Origin of the sequence: Microcoleus sp. CZ3-B2 (assembly GCF_036705055.1) — a bacterium.
Taxonomy (GTDB): domain Bacteria; phylum Cyanobacteriota; class Cyanobacteriia; order Cyanobacteriales; family Microcoleaceae; genus Microcoleus.
Genome location: NZ_JAUBTN010000006.1, coordinates 129,938 through 152,607, shown reverse-complemented (window position 1 = coordinate 152,607; position 22,670 = coordinate 129,938). Strand labels below are relative to the sequence as shown.

Sequence of the window (22,670 nt, the reverse complement as noted above, 5' to 3'; positions counted from 1 at the left end):
CCCATCTTTTTTTACCATAAATCGGTCAAACCTTTGTTAGCTATGGGTTTTAACGGGGTTGTCACCCCGTCAGGGCTGACAGTTTTGTCGGCAGGTTTTTTTCAGTAGGGACACGGCAATGCCGTGTCCGTTACGCAAAGTAGGGACACGGCAATGCCGTGTCCGTTACGCAAAGTAGGGACACGGCAATGCCGTGTCCGTTACGCAAAGCAATGCCGTGTCCCTACTTACGCAAAGCCTATGTGTCATGCTGAGTGAAACCAAGCATCTCGCTCGATGCTTCGCCCAAATCCCTAAGTCCTATTTTTCATAACGAACTAGAAGATGCCAGAGAAAGATATCCGGGTCGTCATGAGCTATCATCTCTTTAAACATGGAAACAAAAGGCTCATAGTCCAAAAACTCCATCTCCAAACAGAGTTGTTTTAATCCCGCTTCTTTAAAGATGCGATTTAACCGCAAGGGAGTGTAATAAATCTGGGCAGTTTGCCACTCAGCGTCCCAAACTTTATTGCCGTAGACATCGATAAATCCCTCTGTAACACAGTGAGCGTGTTTGCGACTAAAATAGGCAATTTCTAAGAAGCATAAGGTGGTTGGAAAATATCCGTATATCTTGCCACCTGGCTTGAGAACTTTTCCAAATTCCCGAATCATCTCGCGGTTGGTTTTATCCTCACTGGAAACCACAGAATTTACAAGGAGGACGTAATCAAATTTATCGTTCCACTCCGGTTTTTGTTCGGTGATTCGCGTGGAGTCTACTTGCTCAAACACGATTTGCTGATTGTTGAGTCGGGAATCTCCATCTGCTGTTTTCCAGTCTGCTTGTGCTTTTTCAATCGCTGTTTTGGAAAAATCGGTACAGTAGATTTGTCCAATTTGGGGGCAAAATTCTAGTAAGGTTTTCTGAAGATAAATTTCCGAGCCACAACCGGGAATTAGGACTTTGATGTCAGGCGAGTTGGGAATATCGTAGCCGGGAGAACGCTCTGGACGGATTAAGTTTTTGCAGATTTTGGGGTCATGGGTGAGGCTGAAAGAGGTGTTGGTATAATCTTCGTGGTTTTTATCCCAGATATCTTTCTCTTCTTCAAGAGATTTCGAGCCTAGGTTATGAGAAGAGGGGATTAGCCATTTGTAATCATTTGTGTCGGTCATAATTTTTAACTCCAAAATGTTCAGTACAGGTCAAATCTGTGTGTCAACCGCTAACAACCAAGCTGCCGTTTTCCAGCACGTACATGACATCCGCACGCAAGGCATGGGCCATGCGGTGGGTAATCAAAATCACCGTGCGTTCTTTGGTGATGCGCTCGATGGTGGCGAGGATTTCGGCTTCTGTGGCGGGGTCGAGGGCGGATGTGGCTTCATCCAGAATCAGAATTGCTGGATTTCTCACCAAGGCTCTAGCTAAAGCAATTCTTTGCCGTTGTCCCCCTGATAACTGTCCGCCCCTGTCACCAACAGGTGTGTCGTAGCCTTGGGGTAAGGACAAAATAAATTTGTGAATCTCGGCGGCTTTGGCTGCGGCTTCGACTTGTTCGTCAGTGGCTTCTAGATAGCCCATGCGGATGTTTTCTCGCACCGAGGAATTAAAGAGAATTACATCCTGAGAAACCAGTCCAATTTGAGAACGGAGGGAGCGTACTGTTGCATGACGTAAATCAACTCCATCAAACAGAATGCGTCCTTTATCCGGGTCATAAAATCGCGTCAGCAAGTTGACAATTGTACTTTTTCCTGCTCCACTTTGACCGACAAATACCGCGAAGTCTCCTTGGCGAATTTTTAGGGATAGATTTTTAACTCCACCTCTATCTTGGGAGTAGCTAAAGGTAACATCGTCAAAGTAAATTTCACTGAAAAAGTGAGGTAAATCGATCGCACCTGGTGCATCCTGAATCGCCGGAGTTTCTGATAAGATATCGCTGATGCGTTGCAGCCCTGCTACTCCATCGATCAATGCAGGCAGTGACGAAGTTAAACCGAGGATATTGAGATTCAATCCTAGCATTAAAACTTGAAAGGAGGCAAGGGTGCCTACGGAAATGATATTCTGGTATGTCATGACAGCACCGATACTTAAAACGATAAGCTGCGTCATGACAAAACCAATCATGGGAACTTTCTGCACTAAGTAGGAGAGAAAGGTTGCGCGGACATAAACCTGTTTTAAGTCATTTAAATCCCTGGAAAAATCCTCAGTCATTTGGTTTTCCAGCCCGAATATCTTGACAACGGTTTGCGAGAGCATATTCTCTTCGATAACGCTGGCAATTTGTCCTTCTTTTTGCAGCAACTTATAGCCGACTTCGGTGGCAAGGCTGGCAATTTTTGCTGGGGCAATGGTGCAGAGGGTTAAACCGATTAAACTCAGCAGGGCTAATTGCCAGTTGAGGAAGAAGAGGAAAACCAGAGAAAATAGGAAGTTAGACAGTTGTAAAACAACAACTGTCAGCCCCATTGTAATTACACCATTTTCCACCTTTTGGACATCGGCGATGAGACAATTGACTATATCTCCGGCTGAACGCCGTCCAAAAAACTCCATTGAAAGGCTTTGGAGATGCTCGAATAGAGAGTGTCGGATATTGTTGGTGATTAAAATGCCTAAACGCGCTCCTAGGAAAATTCCTAGCAAACCGATGCAGGCATATAGAATTGCTCCGACAACTAGCAATGACAGGATTAGAACCAGAAGACTATAGTTTTGGGGAACGATGGCGGCATCGATGATAAATTTTAAGCTGGCTCGGAAGACTGAATCAAATGCTGCGTCGAATATTAGGCAGGTGAAGAGTAAAATGAATTGCCATTTGTAGGAGGCAATGTATTTGTTGAGGGTTTTAAAGAACCAAATCAGTTCCATGAGTTAGGGGAGTTTGTCTACAGGCACGATTTATACTTTGAGGTAGCATTTATCCAGCTTTGGATTGGATTCAGTTGCTCTTTTTTTGAGGCTGCATCCTTTCCATATCTCTATCATGACTTTCCTACCTTGCTCCTGTCAGTCGGAAAAGTCGGAGCGTAAAGTCGGAAAAGTCGGATCTTTGCCTAATTGAGATATTTCTGAGTGACTGTAATATGACGCGCTGAAAGACATCGGTAATAATACTTAAAATTAATCGAATTGTCTGCGCTAATCGGCGCATAATTTTATTGGAACATAAAATAAAGTGATCGTACCTTAAATAGTTGCGCGATTTTGTTTCTCCTTTTTTTGCTTTTTAGCTTCTACACCTATAAGACGATTCCAGAGGTCAATTTCTGAATTTTTCGAGTTAGCCGCAGTTTTTCCCTAACTCAATCCACCCATGAAACCTGCCTCAAACACGAAAACTCTAATTTCCACCCATTGCACCAGATTGTGTCATTGAATTAAGGTCAGCAACAAAAGATGTAGGGTTGGCAATGCTCACCCTACATCTAAACGATCGAGCATCTCTTCTACTATTGATGCAAGGGTTACTTGATTGTTCGATCGCCCTAAATCCCCCTTATCAAGGGCGACTTTGAGACTGGTTCCCCCCTTTTTAAGAGGGGCGGAGGGGGGATCGAGAGGAACTGGGGGAGAGGCCACAGGCAAAATCTCGCACAACGCCCGATAAATTTCACAATCCTGGGGATACAGACGATAAGCCTTCAGCATCGCCTCAGCCGCTTTCTGATATTCCCCCGTATGGAACAAGTAACGCCCATAGGAATACCAACCCCTCGGATGATTCGGGTGTTCCTCAGTAAACCGTTCCAACACCCCAATCCCGTTAGCTGACTCGCCCCGGAAAACGTGATAATATGCCAGCAACTCGCGGGCATCCGCCGCATCGGGAGCCAGTTGCAGCACAGAACCAATCATCTGTTTAGTCTGCTTCCCCTCCTCACCGGATACCAATCTCATCCGGCAACGAGTATCCGCCAGTCGTTTGAGTACCCCAAAATCACCCGGAGCCACCTCTAGCGCTTTGCTCAACCTGCGCTGCGCTTGGCGCACATTCCCCACCGCCTGACTAGCGTCGTAGCTGTCAATCAGCGCTACAACATCATCCGGGTTCAGTGACAAAACCGTATCAAAGGCTCGCAAAGCTGCAACCGCATCCCCTCTGCCCCTTTGCACCTGCCCCAAGGCCAGCCAGTGAGCCGCATTATTTGGTTCTAGGGAAGCCGCCGACTCAAAAGCCAGTATCGCTGCCGGAGTGTCACCTCTACAGAGTGCGATCGATCCGCTGATATGCTGCCGAGTCGCCTCATGGCGTGCATTGGCCAAGGCACTTTCATAAACCGCTACGGCCTCAACCTCTTGTCCCATAAGCTGCAAAAGTTTCCCCCATTGCAACCGCACGCCGATCGATGGTGGTTGCTGCAGATCGATCGCTTGGCGATATTCCTCAACCGCCTGCTCGATACGACCCATTGCATACAGCAGATTCGCCAATTCCAACCGCTTCTTCCACCCAGATGGATACTGCTGCACGTACTCACTTAATGTTTTCAGCTTCTGCTCTTGTCTGGTTGGCTTGGAGTCTCCAACCAGGTAAGCATTCAACTCCACCCCAGAGGACTGAGTGAGGGATACCACCCGGAATGTAGTGTTTCTAGACATATTGCTGTTACCTGATAATTAATTGTTTCGCCAATGTTTTGAGGGATGGGGGCGATCGAGTCGGATGCGATCGTTTCAGCGGATTGTAGGGGCAATTCCCCCGCGTCAAGCGAAGCTATCCCGTAGGGAATCGCCCCACAATCTTGACGGGGTAGGCACTGGGGCACAACCCCTACAGCAAAATCATCGCTGCTAAAGGCAACGTCCCCCTTTTGAGACGACTCGGAGGAATCTGACAAAGCATCATCCAACCCTGACAAATACCCGCTCAAACGCTTTTGCAGAATTTCTCGTGCCTGTTGGATGCGCTTGTAAACGTTATTGAGCGAGAGAGCAAGTTTTTGGGCAATATCTTGATAGGCAATCTGGTGGCAGTAACGCAGGATAAACGGATTGCGTAATCGAGAAGGAAGAGTATCAATAGCGCGGCGAATGTACTGTCCCAACTCATGATGTAGAAGTGCTTCTTCAGGAGAGTTCAAACCAGAAATAACTGCTGAATTTCCTGTAGCAGCTACTTCTTCAATATCCTCGATCTGCATTGCCTTCCGGCGACGTTCTCGATGTATATCTATACATAGATTATGGGTTAAGCGGGTGATCCAAGCTCGGAGGTTGGTGATTTTTTCGGCATAGTCTGGCAATTTATCCCAAGCTTTGAGCATGGCGCGACTGAGCACCTCTTCGGCATCAGCAGGATTCCCCCCCATCCACCTGAGACAGCAACGGTAAAGATCATCTCGGTTCTGCTGCCATAACTGCCAAAATGCTTTCTCTATATCTTCTGGACAACACCGAATGTCTGTTGCAATAACGGATTGAGAATTTGACATGATTTTAAAAGTGGTGAAAGATAGATGTGAAGGAACATTCCTCTGTTGCTTTTTTCGTTGCACCCCAATCCCGCCAACATCTAGCTGAGTGTGGTCTCAGTATTTATGCGGATAAAGATTGGATTCAGTTGCTCTTTTTTTGAGGCTGCATCCTTTCCATGTCTGTATCAGGGTTCCCCTCCCCCGCCCCTGTCAGTCGGAAAAGTCGGATCGTAAAGTCGGAAAAGTCGGACGCCCTGGTTTTACTATCTATCTTTAGATAGAGCAGATCGACAGCATGACTGATACTTTTCTCTGTCTTTTGGTGGATGCTATTCAATAGTATGTTTGGACGATCGGCCTAAAGCAAGTCGGAAAAGTCGGATCGAAAAGTCGGAAAAGTCGGATCATTCGGATCGTTATGTGAATAGGGCTTACGCATGGGGGCCCAGAAACCGGGTTTTTTTACGAAAATACAGAGGTTGCAGCCCGCAGATTCGGTAAAAAACCCGGTTTCTTTGGTGGGAGTGCGTCCAGGACTGGTGAAGAAAGAGGTGGGCAAAAATGTATGCGAACAAACTCAAAGAGCTGACGGGGGTGACAATCAACTTAAAAGCCTTGTGCTGACAAGGATTTAAGCCGATCGCCCTCAAAAAGAATTAAGCGGGCGATCGCTACTTTTGCTTCGACAAGGTAAAATGAGGATCGGGGGCGATCGCCCAGAGCGTAATTGTCAATAAGTCTGTCATAATAGCTATTAGGAATTTCCCCACCGACTTACTACGGTGTATAACTCAAAGCTAGGGTTCAAAACTTAAAAACTTTACCCGATGAGATGGATGTGTATATGACTTTTGAAGAAGCCCTAGAATTTATCGAATCAGCCTTAGAGTCCAAAACCAGTAAAACCTTAAGTTTGCTTGAAAAAGAAATCTTAAAAGCTGCTTGGGAAAACGCAACTTATAGTGTCATTGCTGACAGCTTGTACCTGAGCATAGGACATATCAAAGATTTAGCAGCCATCCTGTGGCAGCGCCTTTCAGACGTAATGGGGGAAAAAGTTACTAAGAATAACTTTCGCTCTCTGGTAGAGAAGCAAAACACCACAACTGCAACTGCGATCGCCAATGCAAAAGGCGAACCTATGACGATGACTGCGGCCCAAGGAAGTGACATCAATGAATTAGAAACTTGCAAAGGCAACATTTTAATTGTTGATGACCTTCCAGAAAATCTGCGTTTTCTCACAGAAATTCTCAATAAGAATGGCTATAAAGTTCGCTGCGTCACCAATGGTGCGATGGCCTTGAGAACAGTTCGCAATCATCCCCCCGATGCTATATTGCTGGATATTAAAATGCCAGACATGGACGGCTATCAAGTCTGCCAAGCCCTCAAATCCGATGAAAACACCTCAGAAATTCCGATTATTTTCTTAAGCGCACTTGACCAAATTTTTGATAAAGTCAAAGCTTTTAAGGTAGGGGGAGTTGACTACATCTCTAAACCTTTTGAGCCGGAAGAAGTGCTAGTTCGCCTCGAAACTCAGGTCACTATCGGGCACCAAAAACGCCAGCTTAAAGAAGCAATCGAGCGACACCAGCAAACCGCAGAAATTGCCTACCAATCTCGCACCCTGCTGGCCAATTTGCTAAACTCCTCTCTGGATGCAATAGCCGCAGTGCAGGCGGTGAGAGGGGATATTGGTGGAGAAATTGAAGATTTTCGCTGCTTGGTAGTTAACCCTGTCTTTGCCAGACTCTTAGGGAAAAAACGCACAGAACTAGCGGGCGAACCCGTTCTAAAAAAACTGCTCGATAGATTGATTCCAAAATTATTTGATTTATTAGTAGAGGTTGTGGAGACTGGAGAATCACTTGCAGGAGAGGTGCATCTAGAAAGCGATGACATTGGCAAATGCTGTTATGTAACTGCTGTGAAATTGGGAGACGGCTGCTCAATTACCATCCGCGACCTTACCAAGTTAAAACAGTCTCCCCTAAACTCAATGATTGAAGTGAATTAAGTCACCCCCAAAATCGTTCGGCGGTTTCAACCGCTACTATTTTTAGGTGAGTTTAGATCCCCCTAAATCCCCCGGATAGTCGGGGGACTTTGAATACTCTTGTCCCCCCCTTATTAAGGGCGGTTAGGGGGGATATATCGATAATTTACTTGATACAACTGCAATCTGCTGCATCAAGATTCACCAACCAAAGGTTCAGTTAAATCGAGAATATTCTCAAACTGAAATTTATTCAGCCAACCTCTGAGAGTCTGAAGTTCTAGAACTTGGAAATCAGGAATTTCCTCAAGGAGTTCAGACACTAATTCGGAATCCGCGTCAAGAGCTGCTTCATGCAATTTTACAATCCATATTGGTGACATGGTTGCTAATAAATCTGTTAAATTTAAGGGTTCTCCCTTCACATTATCAGCCGAAGACGATAGCTCTTGCTCCTCATAAATATAACTGACTCCCAAATGTTTAGCCATAATGTCAAAGATAGCTTCTGTGGGGAAGGGTTTTCGCACAAAATCATCGCAGCCAGCCGATAAAATAATTGCCTTTTCTTCTTCCCACACGCTAGCTGTCAAAGCAATAACAGCAGTAGCTTGCCCTTTAGTTGTACTTTTAATCTGTCTTGTTGCTTCGTAACCATCCATAACGGGCATTCTCATATCCATCCAGATCAGGTGTGGTGAGTATGAATCCCAAATTTCAAGTGCTTCAATACCGTTACTCGCTTCTTGCACTTTAAAACCCAGAGGTTTGAGGAGTTTAATTAACAGTTGCCGATTGTCATCTTTATCATCGACTACTAGGATACGATATTGGGGTTGGTTGGGTGCTAAAGTAACAACGCGACGATGGTAGGGTTGGTTTTGAATTTGGTTTCCATCAGCAATACTCACAGAAATCTCAAATTGAAATGTTGTACCAGATATTGGTATAGGCGTCGTATCATCAGATAATTCCCCCAGAGGGATTCCGGGAGTGAAAGCTTTGCCACCACTAATCACTGTTATTTCACCTCCCATCAAGCGGATAAATTGACGGCTAATCGTCAGTCCCAATCCTGTTCCTTGCTGTACTTTTTGACCTGATGCTGTTTGTACGAAGGGTTTGAATAGTTTCTCTAGTTCGTCTGCAGCGATGCCAAGTCCTGTATCTTTTATTTCAAAGATAATGGTTGTTTGTTGTTGGTTTTTGGTGATGTGTGTTTCGGCTTCACTTTGGGGTTTTGCCTGTTTACTTTTTACTTCTACAGACACGCTTCCAGAAGAGGTAAACTTAATAGCATTACTGATTAAATTCATCAGCACTTGTCGCAACTTAACTTCATCAGCGTAGATATATTTAGGAACATCAGCAGCATATTTAAATCGTAATTGTAAGCCTTGATATTTTGCTGGCAACGCAAACATCTCCTCGATATCGGCTAGGAACTGATGAATGTCAAAGTTAGTTTCCGATAGCGTCATGCGTCCGGCTTCTACTTTGGAAAGGTCAAGGATCTGATTGATTAGAGATAATAAATGCTCTCCACTGCGATGAATAATCTTGAGGTTTTCTGTTTGTTCACTTAACAGATTTGTATCCTGATTCATCAGTTGAGAAAAGCCTAGAATAGCGTTCAGGGGAGTTCGCAATTCGTGGCTCATGTTGGCGAGGAAAGTGCTTTTAGCTTTGTTGGCTGATTCGGCTGCTTCTTTTGCTTGTTCGAGTTCTGCTTCTGTTTTTTTGCGATCGCTAATTTCTTGTTCTAAGCGGATATTTTCGATGAGAGTTTTTTCGGCTTGTTTGCGATCGCTAATATCTTGAAAGGCTGCGATCGCATACTCTACATTACCCGTATCATCGAAAATTGGCGTACTCGTTGCTTCTACAAAAATGCTCCCGTCGCTGTGATGCAGTTCCAAATCATCAGCCTGAGCTTTTTCACCGCCAAGCGATCGCACTAGGGGTAGCTGTTCGACTGGATACATCTCCCCAGTGCCTGCACGATAAACGCCATAGGTTTGTGATAATTTTTCGGTTTCGGCTTTGGGTAAATCTTGAATATTCAGTAATTGCTGTGCAACTTGATTGGTGTAGATGATTTGTCCTTTGGCGTCGTGAACGGAGATGCCTAAAGGTATAGCATTGAGGAATTTATTCAGGCGATTTTGCGTCGATCGTACTTGAGTATAGAGTCTGGCGTTGGTAAGGGCGATCGCCGCCTGACTTGATAATAGTTGAATCACTTCCAGGCGATCGGGTGTAAAAACGCCCTCTGCTAAATTATTTTCCAAGTAAACAATTCCAATTAATTGCCCCTGATTGAGCAGAGGGGCGCAAAGAATAGACTTGGGCTGGTGTGCTTTGATATAAGCATCTTGGGTAAACCTGCCTTCACGGGCCACATTGGTTTCAATCAGTCCTTCCTGAGTCCTTTCAACATACTGAATAATCGACAAAGGCAGGCAGGTTTCTATGGGAGTCGATTGCAAAACCATCACCTGATTTGAGTTAGCCTCACCTGACGCTTCGACTCTTAGTTGTCCTTGAGACTCTAAAATTAGATAGCCAATTTGTGCCCCGCAGCTTTCCAGCAGGATTCTCATCAAAGTAGTGAGGAGTTTATCCAACTCAATTTCACTGGCGATCGCCTGAGATGCTTTCATCAATGCGGCCAAATCCAGGGTTTCACCTGAAGTGCTGCCAGAGGTATTAGACAGGCTGTTGCGCGAATCTATGGACGTATTGGCTGTCGTAAAACGCTTTAAAAGTTTTGGATACTGTCGTTTCAAATCTGTCATTTTAGCTGTGGCACCCCAACGTAAATAGCAGTAGTAAGCATTTGTCATATAGGCTTGGGCAACTTGCTCTTTTCCCCAAGCGAGGTAAAACTTGGCAGCGAGTTCATTAGCCAAAGCCTCTTCGTTGATGTAGTCATGTTCTTTGGCTAAGGCAATGGCGCGATCGTAGTAGTCGATCGCCCTAACATTTTCACCCAAAACTCGATATCGCTCTGCCTCCACTAGATAGAATTTATGGAGGTGAGTCATCGGAGCAAAATGCGCCCATTTTCTGATCTTTTTCTGGTTGCCTTTCACCTTCTGGAGGATGAGTTTTTGCTCGGATTTAGGTGCGTCACAATAGATAGCGAGATAAAGTAAAGAATTGTAGAAATGGTAGAGAGGAATAGTACCTACAGCGCTATCGCTATATTTTTCGGCTGAGTTAGCATTTTCTATAGCTTGCTGATAGTCTTGAAAAATATAGCAGAGAACTAACTTAAAAAAATAGAGGGATCGACAAAGATTTTGAGCATTCGCCTCTATATGCAGAGGCAACATTTTTGTTTCGTCATAGCTTTCACCGATTAAACGGCACTTATCTTCAGCCCGTCCCATCAAGTTCAATACAACCTGTCGAGTCAGTTGGTTGTAGTAATATGATGTTTCTTGATTCAGTTGGCTGAGGGTATTACTGTACATGGCCATCTCTCCCTCGACTGTTGCCAATTCCTTCCCCAATACATAGGAATGGTAGCAGTATACGCAAACTGAATAAGCTGCATATTCTAAGTCTCCTGTTTCTAGAGCGATCGAGTAAGCCTTTTGCAAAGGGTTTAAAGTTTCCCTAAGATGCTCTTTCCAATGGTTGACAAAGTAATTAACAATAAATAGGGTTCGGGCTTTGAGTTCTTTAGTATTAAACTTATCGAGTAATAAGAGAGCAAGTTGTCCAAACTGATAACCTGTCTCAATGTCTCCTACGGTTTCTCCCGACAGAATTAGTGCGTAAGTAGCATAGGCACAAGAAGACACAGAAGTATTCCCGTATTTAATGGATAAATTTACCTGTTTAAACGCAATTATCGGCACCAAGTCAGGTGTGGCTAAATGGGCAGCAGAAACGACAGTTGATAGGATACGCATTGCTGCCAGCTTATCAGGATTAGTCATCACTGGTAGGTCGATTAAATCCTCGATTCGCTTCCATCCTAAACTTAACTTAGTCTTCAACAGTTCAAGGAAAATATTTAATTTAGTTGTTTTTTTAGGAAAGCGAATCCCTAACATTTTCAATACTGAAAGTGCCGTATCTATAGCTTCCAGAGGTTTATTTTGTGCTGTATAGGCTTGAATTTTGACTTCATAGACTTTCACTTTGTCCAGCAATGAAGTAGCTTGTTGAAGCACAAGGTCAGCGAATTTTTCCATTTCCTCAACGTGGCCACTCAAGATAGCAGCTTCTACTGTTTCCACGTACAGTGCCAGAGTTAAGTCATACTGACGAAGCCAACTATCTGCACTCAGGCAATTTATACCAATTATTAAGTAATTGCAGGCGGGTTTCCAAGCTGCTGATGCCTTCGCTTTTTTGCCAGCAATCAGATTTAATTGAGCCAGTTTATCTCTTTCTAACTGAACGTCAATTGCTTCTATACCGAAGTTGAGTTGATTGACAATATCAAAAATCTTTTGTTGGAGGTTCTGTGGCGAAGTGTTTTGCAATAAAAGTTGCCCAATCTTCCAGTGAACGGCTTGCTTGTCGTCTGGGGGAATTAGGGAATAGGCGGCTTGCTGGATGCGATCGTGAGCAAATTTATAGGTAATTTTTAATTCCTTCGCTTCTCGGTTTGTTTTCAGGAATTTGTAATCATCCCCAATGGGTAATATCAATCCCGATTGAATGGCATCCCACAATTCATTTGCCGCTGCTTTTTGAGAAGTTTCATTAATAATGGAAAGGGTTTGTAAATCAAATTTGTTGCCAATACAAGCGGCTAATCGTAAAACTTTTTGTGCTGACTCTGATAAGGTTTGAATTTTATCTGCCATGAACTCAATAACGTTATCAGTAATATTCCTAGTTATAATTTGCTCTAAATCCCAATCCCAACCCCCAGCATTAGTATCAAATTTTAGCAATTGCTCTGTATAAAGTGACTTGAGAAACTCTTTGATAAAAAAGGGATTTCCCTGTGTTTTTTTCCAAACCAACTCTGCTAATCTTTGCGTAGGGACGCACTCAGTTTTCAGCGTATCCGCAATGAATTCATTAACCTGGTTTAAATTTAAGGGTGAAAGGGAAAGATAATTAATTACTACTCCCTGTTTTTCCATCTCAGATAAAGTCAGCATAGTAGGATGAGTTGCACTGACTTCGTTATCTCGATAAGCTCCGATTACAAACAGATATTGAGTAGTAAAATCGGTCATTATCAACTGGATTAATTGCAGCGTAGCGCTGTCTGTCCATTGAAGGTCGTCTAGAAATAAGACGAGAGGATGCTCTTTTTGGCAAAAGACCTGAATCAAGTTTTGAAAAGCTAAATTAAACCGATTTTTTGCTTCTGTTGGTGGCAATTCTGGGACAGGATTCTGTTTGCCAATAATCAGTTCAACTTCGGGGATGACATCAATAATAATTTGTCCATTGCTGCCTAATGCGCCTCGAATCTTCTCTTGCCACTGTTCTAATTGCGCTTGAGTTTCCGTGAGCAGTTGCCGCACCAATTCTTGGAAGGCCGCGACTAAAGCTTGATAGGGAATATCGCGTTGCAACTGGTCAAATTTACCTGCAATAAAGTAGCCGCGTTTTTGAGTAATGAGTTTATACAATTCCTGAACTAAAGCTGATTTTCCAATACCAGAGTATCCAGAAATTAGCATGAGTTCAGTTTGTCCTTGTCGCTGACAATTTTGTGACTCAGTTGTCGTTGGGTTGCTCGCACCTAGTTGTTTCTCTTCTCCCGAAGCTACGCGAACAAAAGCAGCCAATAATGATTCAATCTGTGATTCTCTTCCGTACAGTTTTTGAGGGAGTTGTAATTGAGGATAAATGTCTTGGTATCCCAAGGAAAAAGCTTTAATTTGACCAGTTATAGATTGAGTGAGACAAGTTTTTAAATCTGCCTTGATTCCCCAAGCACTCTGATATCTATATTCTGCCATTTTTGCCATTAACTTCCTGACAATTTCTGAGAGATTCAAGGGAATTTCGGGATTGATTTCATGAGGTGGAGTCGGTTGTTTGGCAATATGGCAATGGACTAATTCAAGGGCATCGACGGATGCAAAAGGCAACTGGTTGGTTAGCAGTTCATAGAAAGTAACGCCCAGAGAATAAAAGTCGGTGCGGTAGTCGATTACTCGATTCATTCTCCCTGTTTGTTCGGGAGATATATAAGCCAATGTTCCTTCTAGAAGGTTAGGACTTTTGAGGCTGGGATTCTCTTGGGATAGGATGGTAGATAAGCCAAAGTCAATAATTTTTAATTGTCCCGTTTGAGGATTCAAGACAATATTGGACGGATTGATATCTTTGTGAATGACATTTTTTTGATGAATTTTGGCTAAAGCATCTGTGATTTGGATGGCAAGGTGGAGAAACTCTAATACTGAAAAGGTACGATTTTCCAGCAGAATTTTTAATGACTCTCCTCCAAAATCCTCCAACAACATGACTTGTGTGTTCTCGTATTTTCGCAGTTCGTAGGCTTTAATCGTTTCCTCTAGGTTGAGACGGCGAGTGATTTCGTATTCCTGCTGATAGCGATAGAGTTCGGCAGGTGTGGGGTAATCCTCTTTGAGGAGTTTCAAAATCAAAGGTTGCTGATTTGATTTGAGGATGCCTCGGTATAGGAGGGAATTAGCACTTTCATAGATTTGGCTGACAATTGTGATATCTGGCAGTGAAATCATGTTGGGAATTACTGTTGCTGAAAAAAAACTTGAGTATTGTTCAATTAATTTTATTTATAGTTAGCTTTCGTACTTGTGAATTACAGCTTTTTTTTGTCGAAAGTCCCAAAGGTCGAATGATGAGTAGAGGGAGCATCTCACTTTTGCAGCCAAGCTAGAAATTGGAGGTAGGAGGCAGGAGACAGGAGACAGGAGGAAAGAGGAAGAAAGAAGGAGTCAAAAGAAGTCTTTTTACAAATATGAGATGCTCCCTGAGTAGATAACCCTGACTGCGAGTATAACATTTTTATTCAGGAGAATGTCAAGACTAATCTGCCCCCGATCGTGCTATAATCTGACATCGATTAGGACTTACGCACGGGCAGTCAGAAACCGGGTTTTTTTGAAAATACTTCGTTAAAGTCCGCAGAAACAGCCTAAAACCGGGTTTATGCAGGTTGTGATGCGTAAGTCCTAATCGATGTCATTCTAAATCGAGTGCGTGCAACTATGCGAATCGGTAAAAATTTACAAAAGTTTCTGCTTTTCACAATAGCGTTATTTTTCGCAGCGACACTGTTAATCAATGTTACTAACTTTCACAATTATTTCGGTTTCAACCGCGCTGATACTGAACAGAAAGTTGTGGCGCTTACCTACGATGACGGCCCCTATCCTCCCTATACAAATCAGCTTTTAGATATTTTAGACCGCTATCAAATTAAAGCAACTTTTTTTGAAGTCGGTCGCAATATTGAGAAACATCCAGAAATCGTGCCAATGATTGTGGCGAGGGGAAATGAGTTGGGAAACCATTCCTACTCTCACAAAGATATGATGTTTAAACCCCAGCCACATTTGGTTTCTGAGATCGAAAAAACTGACAACCTTTTGCAGAAAAATGGGGTGAAGCAGGACAGTATTAATTTTCGGCCACCTTGGGGACGGAGATTTATAGGTTTGTCTTATTTGGTTTCCCAAATGCACAAAAAATTGATTATGTGGGATGTGGATTCTCAAGATTATGAGGAAACTCACACGGTAGATGATATTGCAAATCAGGTGATTAATAATGTGCGACCGGGTTCGATTGTGGTGATGCACGATGGCGGGGGCGATCGCTCGAAAACCGTAGCAGCAACTGAGATAATTGTCAAGACTTTGCAGTCAAAAGGTTACTCGTTTAAGACTGTTTCGGAGTTGCTGAAATAATAGAGGATTTGATTAAACCGCAGAGGACGCTGAGGACGCTGAGAAAGAAAAGAGAATTGAATGATGCTGATGCTAATTGATACCAAAGTGCAGACGCGGTTTTAACCGCCGAATCGTCTCAGGCGAGAACATTTGTCACAGTTGGCAGAAATGACAAAAATTGGGTTGTGGAGGTTTTATGCGTGCAGGATTGTGGTAACAATTTATTTTAGATATTTTGCGATGTAATTAGCAATTTTGAGGCTGCCTCCTGGTGCGCCCATTCTTTCTAAGCCATTTTTAACGCAAGTTTCTAAATATTTTTTGTCTTGCAATGTGTGTTCGACTGCTAAAGCAGCTTCTTTAATAATGTCAAGTGTTGCTGTTTCTGTGCCAATAACTTGTACGGAACCACCTAAAAGCCGACTTTGAGCCTCTGCAAACCGATAGGTAAATGATGGGCCGTTTCCGGGGATGGTAATTACGGGTTTCCCTAAGCCTACTGCTTGTTCGATCGCACTTCCTGTCATCCCGATTACTAAATTCGACTGCTGCACAATGTCGGCGAAAGCGTCTGAATAACAAATTACTTCCACGGTTTCTGCTTCTTCGCTACCTGGCTGTTTGATTCCTGGAAAAGTTAGCTTTCCTCCTCGGTGCAGCCATCCGGCTTGTGCTGTAATATTATCTAATTCGAGCATTAGACTCGGAACTAATGCGGTCCGAAACTGCACTGATTGCGAAGCAGTGGCTGCAATTTCTTTGACTAATTCCAGCAGCAAAATCAGGTTGTCGCTGGCTTCGGGGAGGCGAGAACCGGGGAGAAGGGCGATCGTCCTAACTCCGGCTTTTAACTGCAAATCTTTGCCTGTAGGACTGAGGTTGTCCATGACAGGATTGCCGACAAATATAGCTTTCTCGAAACCCTGTCGGTTTAAGTCCGCAGCAGTCAATGCGTCCCTCGTGAAAATGGCTAGACATTGCTCGGAGGAAAGCAAATAATTCAAGAGGAAACCCAAATCGGCTAGCCCTTCGTAATAAGTAGAATGAGCTGACAGAAAAATTATATAGGGCCGACCTGTGGCATGGGCGAACCCCGCCGCGACAATATCTCCAGTCGTCACCACCAAATCGCAGCGCGGAGAATGCTTCCTAATAGCCTTGAGTTGCTGTAAAGTCAAACGAACTAGCCCCGCCCTCACATCTTTGAGGAAAAACAGGGGATTCATGTAAAAAACTCCGCCAGATGGCATGGGACTTGTGGGCCCGATAATTGGTACGCCCGATCGCCCGTAAGCAGCCCCGTCGCCTACAATCGGTATCGCAGCCACGTCAACATCCGCGCCCGATGCTCTCAAAGCTTGGACTATTTGACAGTTGATCGCATCTTCTCCGTGGCCGTTGCTGATAAAAAGTATTTCCTGGGATTCCATAGAGTCAGAATTAGTGCCGAACTTTTTTTAACACACTCGCGCGATCGCTACCCTCAAGCAGGCTACGATTTTGTTAATCTAATTTAAATACATTGTGGAAGTGAAACAGCGTGAATATTGAAATTGGGCGGGGCAAAAGCGCTCGCCGAGCTTACGGCATAGATGAAATCGCGCTGGTACCCGGACAGCGCACTCTCGATCCGAGTTTGGCAGATACCAAGTGGCAGATTGGCGGGATCGATCGAGAAATCCCGATCATCGCTAGCGCAATGGATGGAGTAGTCGATGTGCGGATGGCCATTTTGCTGTCGGAATTGGGAGCAATGGGCGTCCTCAACCTAGAAGGAATTCAAACCCGCTATGCCGACCCCCAACCAATTTTAGAGCGGATCGCTTCTGTGGGGAACCACGAATTTGTTTCCCTGATGCAGCAACTCTATGCAGAACCCATTAAGCCCGAATTAATCGAGCTCAGAATTAAAGAAATTAAAGCTGGAGGAGGGATTGCTGCTGTCAGCGGTACACCAGCCGGCGCGAGCAAATACGGCTTAACAGTTGCCGCAGCCGGAGCGGATATATTTTTTGTGCAAGCAACTGTAGTTTCGACAGCTTTTCTTTCCCCTGAGTCGATCGCATCCTTAGACTTGACCCAGTTCTGTCAAGAGATGCCAATACCCGTAATTTTGGGCAACTGCGTGACCTACGAAGTCGCCATGAATTTAATGAAAACTGGCGCTGCAGGCATTCTCGTGGGCATCGGGCCGGGAGCTGCTTGCACGTCTCGGGGCGTATTGGGTGTCGGCGTTCCTCAAGCCACAGCGGTAGCAGACTGCGCCGCCGCGCGGGACGACTACTATCGCGAAACTGGCAAATACGTGTCGGTGATTGCTGACGGTGGTTTAATTACCGGCGGCGATATCTGCAAGTGCATTGCTTGCGGTGCCGATGGAGTGATGATTGGTTCGCCCTTTGCTAGGGCTGCTGAAGCTCCAGGCCGGGGCTTCCACTGGGGGATGGCGACTCCGAGCCCTGTTTTGCCGCGGGGTACTCGGATTCGTGTCGGGACTACGGGTACTGCGGAGCAAATTTTGCGGGGGCCGGCCCTGCTAGATGACGGTACGCACAACTTGCTCGGAGCTCTGAAAACTAGCATGGGAACTCTGGGTGCGAAAAATATTAAGGAGATGCAGCAAGTGGAAGTTGTGATTGCTCCTTCTCTGCTGACTGAGGGTAAAGTCTATCAAAAAGCTCAGCAGTTGGGCATGGGTAAGTAGATTTACCGATCGAATTCCAGGATATCTTGACAAAATTTGTTCAAGAGTCTCAAAATTTACAGAATTTTTGTGGAATTATCCAAAAGGAGATGTCACAATAGAGGAAGCGGAGACAAAAGTTTCCGTTCACTCCTCACACCACACTCCGCCCGGACTACTGTTCGGGCGGTTCCTTTTTGAGTGCCGGCGCTCTTGTTTGCTTACTGGCTAAGGGGTTAAGGCTGTTTGCTCCCAATTTTGGGGGAGATTAGGGAGGGCTGTTCTGATGTCCGATGGATTACCATCACAAAAATGGTAGCCGGAGGCGCAGCCACCCTCGTAATTGGGATGCTACGGGATTTGATGACTTTTCAGTTTTGAGCGAAAAAAGTATTTCTCATGCTCGGTTTTGCTCGATCGCCCCAGCACGAATGTCTTGCGCCCTTAACATCAATCCGTTCAATCGGTTACATCCGTTACAACATTCGTTGCCAAACTTCGTTCTGTTAAAATCGGTCATGCAAGTGGTAACACTATTTGCTAAACTTGTTAACCAAGAAATAGTATTTACAAGGATGGCTAGGGATGTCAGCAGCCGCGCAAGTAACCGACTCTACCTTTAAGCAGGAAGTGCTCGATAGCGAAGTTCCAGTTCTAGTGGATTTTTGGGCTCCTTGGTGCGGGCCCTGTCGCATGGTGGCACCCGTCGTAGAGGAAATTGCCAACCAATATGAAGGGCAAGTGAAGGTAGTAAAAGTTAATACCGATGAAAACCCTAACGTCGCCAGCCAATACGGTATCCGCAGCATTCCGACGCTGATGATATTTAAGGGCGGTCAGCGGGTTGATATGGTGGTTGGGGCAGTTCCGAAAACTACTCTGGCCAACACTCTGGAAAAGTACATTTAACCCAACATATTGCACCATTGCCATAAGTTTTTCAAGAGCGGGTTGCTGAAACTGCCCACCCACAAGAAATTCGATATCTGGCTTAACAGGGCCTACAGCCTGTTAAGCGAGAATGGTGCAAAAAGTAAGTAAGTTTCGCCCAACTGCCAGCAGTGTGGCACTGTTTTTTTTTGGGCAGCGAAAGCCGCAGCTTCAGAACGGGGGCAAAGCTAGTAGAAAAGTTATTAGTTGTCAGCAGGGCAATTTGCTGGTGGCTATTAACTTCTAAATTTGGCTTGCCCCTTAATTTTTTTAGCAATAAATTGTTACCATTTCAGAAAAGTTCATGGTTCCTTCAAGTCAAGGTTTTGAGTCCCTCCAAGCTGATGCGCTCGATTTGATCGATCGCCTACCAATGTTGAAGCACTCAGAGTGGATCGAACGATCGCTCTCGACTATAGTGCAAATGGCAGGAGAGGAGCTCGATCGCCTGGACTGGAAAATTATCTCGTCGTCTCTGCGAGATATGGAAAAAGCTTTCTCCCTGTTTTATCCTTACCTCCACGTTCGCAAAATCGCGATTTTTGGTTCGGCGCGGGTATCCCCAAAATCGCCGGAATATTTGATAGCGAGAGATTTTGCACGGGCGATCGCCCAGCAGGGATTTATGGTGATTACTGGTGGCGGCGGCGGAATCATGCAGGCGGCGAATGAGGGGGCGACTGCTGAACGTTCTTTCGGGCTCAACATTCAGTTACCTTTCGAGCAAGATTCCAATCCTTTCATTGCCGGCGACTCCAAGTTGCTCAATTTTAAATATTTCTTCACTCGCAAGTTATTTTTTCTGCGGGAAAGCGATGCTTTGGCTTTGTTTCCGGGCGGTTTTGGCACTCTCGACGAGGCTTTTGAGTGTCTGACTTTGACTCAAACCGGCAAATTCGGGCCTGCTCCTTTGGTATTGATCGATCGACCCGGAGGAGATTATTGGCTTGATTGGAATAATTTTGTGCAAAAACAATTGGGTGGCCGGGGTTTGATTTCTGCTGACGATCGCAGTCTCTACACGATTACAGACGATGTAAATGTAGCTTGCGAGGCGATCGCGAGTTTTTATCAAGTTTATCACTCCTGCCGCTACGTGCGCGAACAACTGGTAATTCGCTTGAAAACAGAGCTTTCTGAGGAAAATGTCGATCGGCTAAATACTGATTTTAGCGATATTGTTGTCACCGGAAAAATCGCAAAAAGTCAAGCTTTGGCTCCAGAAATAGGAGATCCAACTTTCGATCTACCGCGCCTGACTTTGCATTTCAACCAGCGGAATTTGGGGCGGCTTTATCAGCTAATTGCTGCTATCAATCAAATGGGTTCAGCTTCGCCGGCGGCCGCGCATCCAGAACAAAAATAATTATTAGTAAATAGTCAGTAGTCAGTAGTCAGTAGTTATTAGTTATTGGTTATTGGTTATTGGTTATTGGTTATTGGTTATTGGTTATTGGTTATTAGTTATTGGTTATTGGTTATTGGTTATTGGTTATTGGTTATTGGTTGTTAGTCATTTTAGCCTGAGCGAAGTTGAAGGCTAGTGATTAGTGATTAGTCAATATAGCGGTTATCACAAAAGTACAGTTATAACATTTTTCTAAAGATGTGCTGATGAAGTCTTAGTCCCCCAAAGCATCGGGGGGATTGGGGGGTGTAATATCTAGCGCTACTTTATGAAATTGGTATTAGAAGTTTGACAGCCTGTCTTTTGACAAAAGCGATCGACTGAGAGCAAAATTTGTACGAGGTCAAGAAATATTGTCAATATCTCGATCGCCTTATTTGGGGAAAAACCAGCAAAATGCTAGACCTGCTGCTAATTAGCACTTTGGGATTTCTCGGCAGTTTCGGTCACTGCGCGGGAATGTGCGGCCCGCTGACAGTGGCGTTTTCTCTCTCCAATTCCCGCAAGGAAAAATTAGCGACTTTCCGCTTTCATTTGCTGCTGAATTTAGGGAGAATTGCGGCCTACGCTGTGGTTGGTGCCGCCATTGGCGGACTGGGTTCGGCGTTAATTGCTGGCGGACAAATGGCTGGTACGGGTAGCGAATTCCGGCGGGCGATCGCACTTCTGACAGGTACAATGCTGGTTTGGTTCGGAGTAGTCCAAATCAAACCGGGTTTGCTGCCCAGATTACCACTGTTGCACCCAATGTCGCACGATCGAGTCGCACAAGCCATGAACAAGCTTTCGACGCAAAAAAAATGGTGGGTGCCCGTGGCTTTGGGCTTGCTTTGGGGTTTAATTCCCTGCGGTTTCCTCTACGCCGCCCAGATTAAAGCCGCCCAAACGGGAAATCCGGTTTTGGGTGCGGCGACGATGTTGGCTTTTGGACTGGGAACCCTACCAACCATGCTGGGAGTAGGTTTTTTTGCCGGCAGGTTGAGCGCTGACAAACAAAGTCAACTGTTTCGGATGGGCGGGTGGGTGACAATTTCGATCGGGATTCTTACCTTGCTGCGAACCGACGAAATGGTCGATTTTACAGGCCACGCAGCGCTGCTGTGCTTGATGCTAGCACTGTTGGCGCGTCCCGTTAGCAAGTTTTTACCGGCACTGCTGCGTTACCGGCGCGCTTTGGGTGTGGGTGCGATCGCGATCGCCCTTGCCCACACCTTTCATATGTTGGATCATACGCTGAAATGGAATTTTGATGCCGTGTCTTTCATGTTGCCGCAACATCAGTTGGGAATCCTAGCTGGGATGACGGCGCTGCTGTTGATGGTACCTGCAGCGGTAACAAGTGTCGATCGCATTCAACATTATTTAGGCAAACTGTGGCGGCGAATTCACCTGTTAACCGTCCCCGCTTTTTTGCTGTCCGCCATCCACGCAGCCCTCATCGGTTCCCACTATCTCGGCGGCTTTGAATGGAAGTTGCACAATCAACTGCTGACCGCCGTTTTAGCCGTAGTTGCAGTATTAGTTCTCGCAGTGCGATCGCGCTTATTTTGGTCAATTTTATCACTGGAGAATTTCTATGTTGCGCCTGTCAAACCAAAATAAAATTTTGGGAATATTAGTTTTTTTAGGATTGCTCATTGAAGCAGCAATTCCCAATGCGCCGCACTTAAACTCGATTTCAGTTTTTGCCCACGAAATCGAAGTTTCCGGCGATGTAGCCGCTACCTTTCACCTAGAACCCAACCACAACCCCCGCGCCGGAGAAACCGCCAGAGTTTGGTTTGCCCTGACTCGCAGGGGCGGTCAAATAATCCCCCTAGAGCAGTGTAACTGCCAATTAGCGGTTTATCCCAAACAGCACAAAGAGGGGGATAAGCCCCTGATGCAGCCGCCTCTCAAAGCCATATCTGCGGAGAAATATCAAGGCATTCCGGGCGCTGATATCGTATTTCCCAAAGCTGGCATTTACGAACTTGAATTGAGCGGAACAGCCAAAAACAAAGCTAATTTTAAACCATTTGAATTGAATTATACTGTCACGGTTCGCTAAGATCATCTTTCCATCACCGAACATAAATATTGTAATACCATTTTTCTAAAGATGTGCTATGGATGAAATCTTAGCCCCCCCTTAATAAGGGGGGGGTTGGGGGGGGTAATATCTAGCACTACTTTATGAAATTAGTATAGAGGCGGGTAAACCTGCCAATAAATGCCTAAAACCCACAACCTCATAAACCCGCCCCCACCCAACCTTCGGTAATATCATATACGCTCTTCATCAGAATCATTCATCTCTCTCTTCTCTTTCTCTGCGTTCTCTGCGTTCTCTGCGGTTAAATCATTCCGATCAAATCTGTA

At 45.0% G+C, this 22,670-nt stretch carries 13 protein-coding genes; 7 read left to right on the top strand and 6 right to left on the bottom strand.

Going from position 1 to position 22,670, the window contains the following annotated elements; genetic code table 11:
- Window positions 1–300: 300 nt before the first annotated feature.
- The 4 genes from QUA97_RS04545 to QUA97_RS04530 all read right to left on the bottom strand — a co-directional run bounded on the left by QUA97_RS04545 (window position 301) and on the right by QUA97_RS04530 (window position 5,436).
- On the bottom strand, window positions 301–1,161 hold the full coding sequence (locus QUA97_RS04545; protein WP_333193397.1) for a class I SAM-dependent methyltransferase: 861 nt from the start codon (window positions 1,159–1,161) through the stop codon (window positions 301–303).
- Window positions 1,162–1,204: 43 nt separating this feature from the next.
- A complete protein-coding gene (locus QUA97_RS04540) occupies window positions 1,205–2,872 on the bottom strand; it encodes an ABC transporter ATP-binding protein (protein WP_333193395.1) in 1,668 nt (555 codons plus the stop codon).
- Between the two features lie 546 nt (window positions 2,873–3,418).
- On the bottom strand, window positions 3,419–4,603 hold the full coding sequence (locus tag QUA97_RS04535) for a tetratricopeptide repeat protein (RefSeq protein ID WP_333193392.1): 1,185 nt from the start codon (window positions 4,601–4,603) through the stop codon (window positions 3,419–3,421).
- Complete coding sequence (locus tag QUA97_RS04530) at window positions 4,543–5,436, bottom strand: RNA polymerase sigma factor (RefSeq protein WP_333193389.1); 894 nt, start codon at window positions 5,434–5,436, stop codon at window positions 4,543–4,545. The genes QUA97_RS04535 and QUA97_RS04530 overlap by 61 nt, the downstream gene beginning before the upstream one ends.
- 826 nt (window positions 5,437–6,262) lie before the next feature.
- Between QUA97_RS04530 and QUA97_RS04525 the strand changes: the two genes are divergently transcribed.
- Entirely contained in the window at window positions 6,263–7,441 is a 1,179-nt protein-coding gene (locus QUA97_RS04525; RefSeq protein ID WP_228049788.1) for a response regulator, read from the top strand.
- 173 nt (window positions 7,442–7,614) lie between these two features.
- Here the strand turns inward: QUA97_RS04525 and QUA97_RS04520 are convergent, their stop codons facing one another.
- Entirely contained in the window at window positions 7,615–14,115 is a 6,501-nt protein-coding gene (locus QUA97_RS04520) for an AAA family ATPase (protein WP_333193385.1), read from the bottom strand.
- 489 nt (window positions 14,116–14,604) lie between these two features.
- Here QUA97_RS04520 and QUA97_RS04515 point away from each other — a divergent pair, with 489 nt between their 5' ends.
- A complete protein-coding gene (locus QUA97_RS04515) occupies window positions 14,605–15,306 on the top strand; it encodes a polysaccharide deacetylase family protein (RefSeq protein ID WP_333193383.1) in 702 nt (233 codons plus the stop codon).
- A gap of 203 nt (window positions 15,307–15,509) precedes the next feature.
- Here the strand turns inward: QUA97_RS04515 and QUA97_RS04510 are convergent, their stop codons facing one another.
- On the bottom strand, window positions 15,510–16,718 hold the full coding sequence (locus QUA97_RS04510) for a lipid-A-disaccharide synthase-related protein (RefSeq protein ID WP_194066395.1): 1,209 nt from the start codon (window positions 16,716–16,718) through the stop codon (window positions 15,510–15,512).
- 110 nt (window positions 16,719–16,828) lie between these two features.
- On the opposite strand from QUA97_RS04510, the gene QUA97_RS04505 reads away from it, so the two are divergent.
- The 5 genes from QUA97_RS04505 (at window position 16,829) to QUA97_RS04485 (ending at window position 22,359) form a co-directional block, all read left to right on the top strand.
- Window positions 16,829–17,992 (top strand): GuaB3 family IMP dehydrogenase-related protein, encoded by a 1,164-nt coding sequence (locus QUA97_RS04505; protein ID WP_194066394.1) that lies wholly within the window; start codon window positions 16,829–16,831, stop codon window positions 17,990–17,992.
- Between the two features lie 564 nt (window positions 17,993–18,556).
- Window positions 18,557–18,880: a thioredoxin gene (trxA, locus tag QUA97_RS04500; RefSeq protein ID WP_194011591.1), complete on the top strand. Its 324-nt coding sequence runs from the start codon at window positions 18,557–18,559 to the stop codon at window positions 18,878–18,880.
- A gap of 325 nt (window positions 18,881–19,205) precedes the next feature.
- Complete coding sequence (locus QUA97_RS04495; RefSeq protein ID WP_194066393.1) at window positions 19,206–20,267, top strand: LOG family protein; 1,062 nt, start codon at window positions 19,206–19,208, stop codon at window positions 20,265–20,267.
- Between the two features lie 375 nt (window positions 20,268–20,642).
- On the top strand, window positions 20,643–21,911 hold the full coding sequence (locus QUA97_RS04490) for an urease accessory protein UreH domain-containing protein (protein WP_333193376.1): 1,269 nt from the start codon (window positions 20,643–20,645) through the stop codon (window positions 21,909–21,911).
- Complete coding sequence (locus QUA97_RS04485; RefSeq protein WP_194013137.1) at window positions 21,886–22,359, top strand: hypothetical protein; 474 nt, start codon at window positions 21,886–21,888, stop codon at window positions 22,357–22,359. The genes QUA97_RS04490 and QUA97_RS04485 overlap by 26 nt, the downstream gene beginning before the upstream one ends.
- The last annotated feature ends 311 nt before the right edge of the window (window positions 22,360–22,670 follow it).

Coding starts and splice junctions, on each gene's coding strand:
- QUA97_RS04545 (WP_333193397.1), bottom strand. CDS start 1,161: ATGACCGACACAAATGATTACAAATGGCTAATCCCCTCTTCTCATAAC.
- QUA97_RS04540 (WP_333193395.1), bottom strand. CDS start 2,872: ATGGAACTGATTTGGTTCTTTAAAACCCTCAACAAATACATTGCCTCC.
- QUA97_RS04535 (WP_333193392.1), bottom strand. CDS start 4,603: ATGTCTAGAAACACTACATTCCGGGTGGTATCCCTCACTCAGTCCTCT.
- QUA97_RS04530 (WP_333193389.1), bottom strand. CDS start 5,436: ATGTCAAATTCTCAATCCGTTATTGCAACAGACATTCGGTGTTGTCCA.
- QUA97_RS04525 (WP_228049788.1), top strand. CDS start 6,263: ATGACTTTTGAAGAAGCCCTAGAATTTATCGAATCAGCCTTAGAGTCC.
- QUA97_RS04520 (WP_333193385.1), bottom strand. CDS start 14,115: ATGATTTCACTGCCAGATATCACAATTGTCAGCCAAATCTATGAAAGT.
- QUA97_RS04515 (WP_333193383.1), top strand. CDS start 14,605: ATGCGAATCGGTAAAAATTTACAAAAGTTTCTGCTTTTCACAATAGCG.
- QUA97_RS04510 (WP_194066395.1), bottom strand. CDS start 16,718: ATGGAATCCCAGGAAATACTTTTTATCAGCAACGGCCACGGAGAAGAT.
- trxA (WP_194011591.1), top strand. CDS start 18,557: ATGTCAGCAGCCGCGCAAGTAACCGACTCTACCTTTAAGCAGGAAGTG.
- QUA97_RS04495 (WP_194066393.1), top strand. CDS start 19,206: ATGGTTCCTTCAAGTCAAGGTTTTGAGTCCCTCCAAGCTGATGCGCTC.
- QUA97_RS04485 (WP_194013137.1), top strand. CDS start 21,886: ATGTTGCGCCTGTCAAACCAAAATAAAATTTTGGGAATATTAGTTTTT.